Origin of the sequence: Brevundimonas denitrificans, assembly GCF_030160755.1 — a bacterium.
Lineage (GTDB): Bacteria > Pseudomonadota > Alphaproteobacteria > Caulobacterales > Caulobacteraceae > Brevundimonas > Brevundimonas denitrificans.
The window spans coordinates 1-515 of record NZ_BSOY01000240.1 but is presented as its reverse complement, the minus strand read 5'-3'; the positions used below and the strand labels follow the sequence as shown (position 1 = coordinate 515).

Sequence of the window (515 nt, the reverse complement as noted above, 5' to 3'; positions counted from 1 at the left end):
CCACGCCGCCAGCGGCATTGGCGAGGCGTTGCTGGACGGTATCCCCATGCTGGTCATTTGCGGCGGCGTGCGCAACGACCTCGAGTATCGCTATCAGCTTCATGAAATGGACCAGCATGCCTTTATGGCAGGGCTGACGAAGAAAACGTTCATGGTCAACACCCACGAAGAGGTGATCCCGGTTCTGTATGAGGCCTACCGGACGGCAACCATGGGAGAGCCGGGCCCGGTTTTCGTGGAAATTCCGGTCAATATCCAGCTTCTGACCGCAGAAGTGAAGGCACTGCCGGAATATCAGCCTGTTGAGGCCGCCACGGTGCGCGGGCTTGAACACGAAATTGAGCGGGCGGTCGCGCTGCTGCGGCAGGCGAAACATCCGGCCATTTTTGCCGGTTGGGGTGCGGCCGGGGCGCAGGATTGTCTGGTGGCGCTGGCGGATCGGCTGGATGCGCCGGTCTCAACAACCTTGCAGGGGGTTTCCGTGTTTCCGTCAAACCACCCCCTGCATACGGGCA

At 61.2% G+C, this 515-nt stretch carries 1 protein-coding gene; it reads left to right on the top strand.

The features are described from left to right. A partial coding sequence (locus QQJ79_RS15975) for a thiamine pyrophosphate-binding protein (RefSeq protein ID WP_284223930.1) occupies positions 1-515 on the top strand: 515 nt, incomplete at both ends.